We start from the raw sequence: 4,315 nt of genomic DNA on the forward strand, positions 1-4,315 counted from the left end.
GTGGAGCGTTCTCAAGAATTGGATGCGACAACGCTGGGATGAATTTGAGAACTTCCGTGATTGCGTCGATGCCGCTTTCAAACATTGTCCTAATGTGGTTTCGTAGAGCTATATTTGGCACAACTCGTTCGGGTAAGTCGGTGCTGGTGTCCGGCATGATGACGCAGTTTTTGGCCGAAGGCTACCCGATCGTCTGCCTGGACTACCCCCGACAGGACGGCACTTCCACGTTCACCGACTATGCCGACTTCCTCAAACCCAACGCCGCCTACTTCGACATCCGCAAGGAAAGCAACAATCTGATGGAAATGCCGGACTTGCGGCGGCTGTCGGAAGAGCAGCAGCAAGAACGCTTTGAGGACTATCGAGCGTTCCTGGAAGGCGCACTGGTGACAATGGTGCTGCCCACGACTCAGCAGGATGTCTTACTAGAGCAGACGGTGCGATCGCTGATCGGTCGAGCCTTGACGAACTTCTTCAAAGATGACGCGATCCAGCGCCGTTATGACGCAGCGCTAGAGGCAGGTTTCGGCTCTGCTGCCTGGAAACAAATGCCGACGCTAGAGGATTTCTTGCAGTTCTGTACCCCTGAGAAGCTGAACGTCGATAGCGAGATTGGCTTAATTCGCAACGCTCAATCGCAAATTCACCTGCAACTCGACTACTGGCTCAACTCCAGCATCGGTCGAGCGATCGGGCGTCCCAGTTCATTTCCGACCGATGTGCAGCTACTGGTGTTTGCGCTGCGGGGACTCTCGAACGAAAACGAAGCGGCTGTGTTGTCGCTCAGCGCCTACTCTGCTTCTTTGCGGCGGGCGCTGGCGTTTCCAAAATCCTTGTTTTTCATCGACGAGTCGCCAATTTTGTTCAAGTTCCCGACGATCGCTCAACTGATCGGGCGACAGTGCGCGAACGGTGCAAAGGCAGGCATTCGAGTCGCTTTATCTGCTCAAGACCCAGACACGATCGTCAACTCGGTTGCAGGCTCGCAGATCATGCAGAACATGAACACTCGCCTGATTGGGCGGATTCAGCCGATCGCGATCGAGTCGTTCGTCAAATACCTCTCCTACGATCGCAGCATTATCGCCCGCAACGCCAGCGAATTCTTTTTCCCGAAACGCTCAGAACTTTACTCCAACTGGCTGCTCGACATCGACGGCAGCTACACCTACTGCCGCTACTACCCCAGCGCCATCCAAATCGCTGCCGTCGCCAACAACATGGACGAGCAGTTCGCTCGCGCCCGCATCTTGGCGCAGCACCCCGACAACAAGCTGCTGGGAATGGCAAAGTTTGCCGAGCAGTATGTGACTGCAATTCGCAGCGGAACCAGCTTGGAAGCGATCGGCGCAGTTTTCAGCTCTGCAAACCTGATGAAGGAACTTACCCATGTCGCATAACCTTGACAAGCCAAAACCCTTTCCTCAAATTGCGTTCAAGCGCAAAGTCTTCACCCTCACCATTGCCGCTCTGATTCTCACGCTGTTTCCATTCCTGGCAAAAGCGGCTCCACTCGACGAACTGAGCGGAACGCTGAACCAAACCATTACCAACGTCACTAATTCTGCTCTCAATCCCATTCATCAAGTAGGAAACACGATCGAGCATGGCGTTGATCAGGTGGAAGGTGCGATCGGCAATACCATTGATCAAGTGACAAGGCCAATTGACAACGTGATTGGCGGCATTAACGACGCGATTGATTCTTTTCTCAGACCGTTTGAGCAGCAGCTACAGCGATATATCCAGGCATTTAATGCCTTCTTTCAACGAGAATTTCAAAGAATTCTAGGCGGCATTTTTGGCAGCTCAAACGATTCAAATCAATCAGCAAGCTCTGGCGACTCCGGTTCAACCGAATCGGGACAACCTGAGGGTAGTGGACAGCCAATTCCGATCGAAACCGGGGCGATGGGCATCCCAGATTTTGAGGCAAATCATGCGGCGATCGATCAGCAGGTTGTCGAAGGAGCGCAGAACGGTTTTGCACCGCCTAGACTTCAGCAATCTGACTTATTCAACCTCAACCCCGTTCCACTCGCGCAATCGATGAAAGCGGAGCAAGATCGAGCTGAAAATCGCGGATTTGCGGCATCTGTTGTGGGGCGAGAGGGACAAGAAGCCATGCGACAGGAAGCCGAAGCCGCCACTCACACGCTTCAAGCAATTCAGGCGAAAGCACAAGAAGCGCAGAGTATGGATGTCACCCAGGACGTGATGAAAAACTTGACCGCAATGGCAAGTCAGCAATCCGCTCTGCAAGCAGGAACCTACGCCAATTTGATGGCTTTGCGCCAGCAGGAAGCCGCCAACAGCCTCGTCACCGCCAACATTTCTGAAGGGGTGGATGAAGGCAACCGAGTACATCATGCCGAGTCAATGGCGGGTGCAATCAGCGTCATGCGCGGATCGGCCAACGTTTACCTTCCAGGCGCGGATGCACATTAATCACACCAATTCCCAGCCATTTCTACACGGCAGTCACACGCATTCTTTACGGTAAGTGGAAATCGCTCGATCCAAACCGATGTTCAACTCAACCTATTTTCTTCCAGTTGCTGTTATCGGAGCCGACAGCATTCTTCAAAACGGATTAACCGCAGCTAGCGGAATTGCTGCAACCTGGAATCGACAATGGCTCAATATTTTTCAGAGTGAACTGTATCACTCGATTGTGTTTACCTCAGGGCTATTTGCCGCTGGAGCGCTGGTCTTCTTCATGATTCAATTTATTCGCCGCATGGTGCTAGAAGAAGACTGGGCAGCCGGATTGCAAAGCTTGATTTTACCCTTGATTATTGTCTGTTTGCTCGCGAATAACGGCTATATGCTAGCTCGCGGCACATTGGCAATGCGCGGCGTCATTCATGGACTGTCTAATCAGATCATGTCAATGACGCTGATGGAAGTAAAACTTCAAGATGCCGTTCAAGCTTCTGTGGATAAAGGTGCAGTGGCTAGCCAGATCAACGCCTTGCTCAGTCAGTGTCAGGGCATGGTGGGTGACAAGCAGCAAGAATGCTTCAAAGCGGCGAATCAGCAGGCAGAAGCGATCGTCCAAGATTACCAATCCACACATCCGGTCTCTAGTGCCTTTGCGGACTTTCTCAACAGCATGAAGCAGGGTGTTCTGGGGCAAGGCATTACTGGAGCGATCGAAACGGGCGGTGCAGAAGTCAACTCCTCTCAAGGCATTCCTGGCGTGGTGCAATCGCTGCCGTCCGCAGGGGCGTTTGGCATCTTGGGCTTTGCAGGCGGCATGATGGGGGCGCTGTCTGAATCGCTGGTCAAAACGGTTTTGCTGGCGATGCAGTGGGCGTTTGCCAACATCCTCGAAATCGCCATGCTGCTCAGCGGCTTGATGGGACCGTTTGCGATTGCAGGCGCGATCGCGTTTGACGGCAAATCCCTGTGGGCTTGGCTGACCGGATTTTTTGCTCTGGGCATGGCGCAGATTTCCTACAACATCATCGTTGGCTTGGCCGCAGTGGTCGTTGTAAATGCCGATGTCACCGATACGCTCGGCTTCCTGGTCATCATTGCCGTGCTTGCACCTGCCCTCGCGCTTGCCCTGGCTGCGGGTGGTGGCATGGCCGTCTTCCATGTGGTCAGCAGTGGCGTTGCGGGTTTTGCAACCACCTTGGCAGGTGGCTCTCCCAAAGTTCCTTTGTGGCGCGATCGATCTCTATTTGGCAACGACTAACTCCAATTCACCAACACAATCATGAAATTGCTCAACAACAAGCGACGACTCAATTCGTCGGACATTCTTCCGCTGTTTGCAGTGGGAACCCTTGGCCTTCAAGTGGTGAACTTGTGCCTCAATAGCGGCAGCACGATCGGCGTGTGGTCAATTGCCCATAAACCCGCTCCCGCAATGGTGCAGCTTCTCGATGGTCGCTCGGTCGCAATGGAGCCTGTTGACCACAATGCGCGATCGCCCGAATTGATCCGCCAGTTCATCAAAAATGCCCTGGGGCTGATGTTCAAGTGGAGCAGCACCCTTCCCGCCAGTCAGGACAATACTTCGGTGCGCGATCCGGGTGTGGCGATCGACGGCAGGCGCATTACGACCGCCAGTTGGCAAGCTAGCCCCGTGTTCAGTGAAGACTTCCGAACTGCCTTCCTTGATGAGTTCGCCAAATTAACGAAGGTTTTTGGCAAAAGCTAGAGCTTTCTTCCGGATAGTAGAATTAACCTAACGTGAGTTCTGGATAAGGAAAGGCGGGGGCAGTAGGCTGAACACTACCACAGAGTTTAGCCACCCCCACCTATGCTCAGCTTAGAGGAACTTTTCTGTAGAGTCGATGAC

4 protein-coding genes and 1 pseudogene are annotated in these 4,315 nt (G+C 53.3%); all 5 read left to right on the top strand.

What is annotated here, in order from left to right; translation table 11 throughout:
- Positions 1-106 (top strand): annotated as a pseudogene (locus H6F67_RS24630) (IS630 family transposase); the annotation flags it as partial.
- Complete coding sequence (locus H6F67_RS24635) at positions 93-1,403, top strand: hypothetical protein (protein WP_190769305.1); 1,311 nt, start codon at positions 93-95, stop codon at positions 1,401-1,403. The pseudogene H6F67_RS24630 and the gene H6F67_RS24635, both read left to right, overlap by 14 nt.
- On the top strand, positions 1,393-2,451 hold the full coding sequence (locus tag H6F67_RS24640) for a hypothetical protein (protein ID WP_190769306.1): 1,059 nt from the start codon (positions 1,393-1,395) through the stop codon (positions 2,449-2,451). Before H6F67_RS24635 ends, H6F67_RS24640 begins: the two co-directional genes overlap by 11 nt.
- A gap of 79 nt (positions 2,452-2,530) precedes the next feature.
- Positions 2,531-3,706, top strand: a complete 1,176-nt coding sequence (locus tag H6F67_RS24645; RefSeq protein ID WP_190769307.1) for a hypothetical protein — start codon at positions 2,531-2,533, stop codon at positions 3,704-3,706.
- A 21-nt stretch (positions 3,707-3,727) separates the two neighbouring features.
- A complete protein-coding gene (locus H6F67_RS24650) occupies positions 3,728-4,174 on the top strand; it encodes a hypothetical protein (RefSeq protein WP_190769308.1) in 447 nt (148 codons plus the stop codon).
- Positions 4,175-4,315: the final 141 nt, after the last annotated feature.

It is taken from the genome of Microcoleus sp. FACHB-1515 (assembly GCF_014696105.1).
Taxonomy (GTDB): domain Bacteria; phylum Cyanobacteriota; class Cyanobacteriia; order Elainellales; family Elainellaceae; genus JAAUTJ01.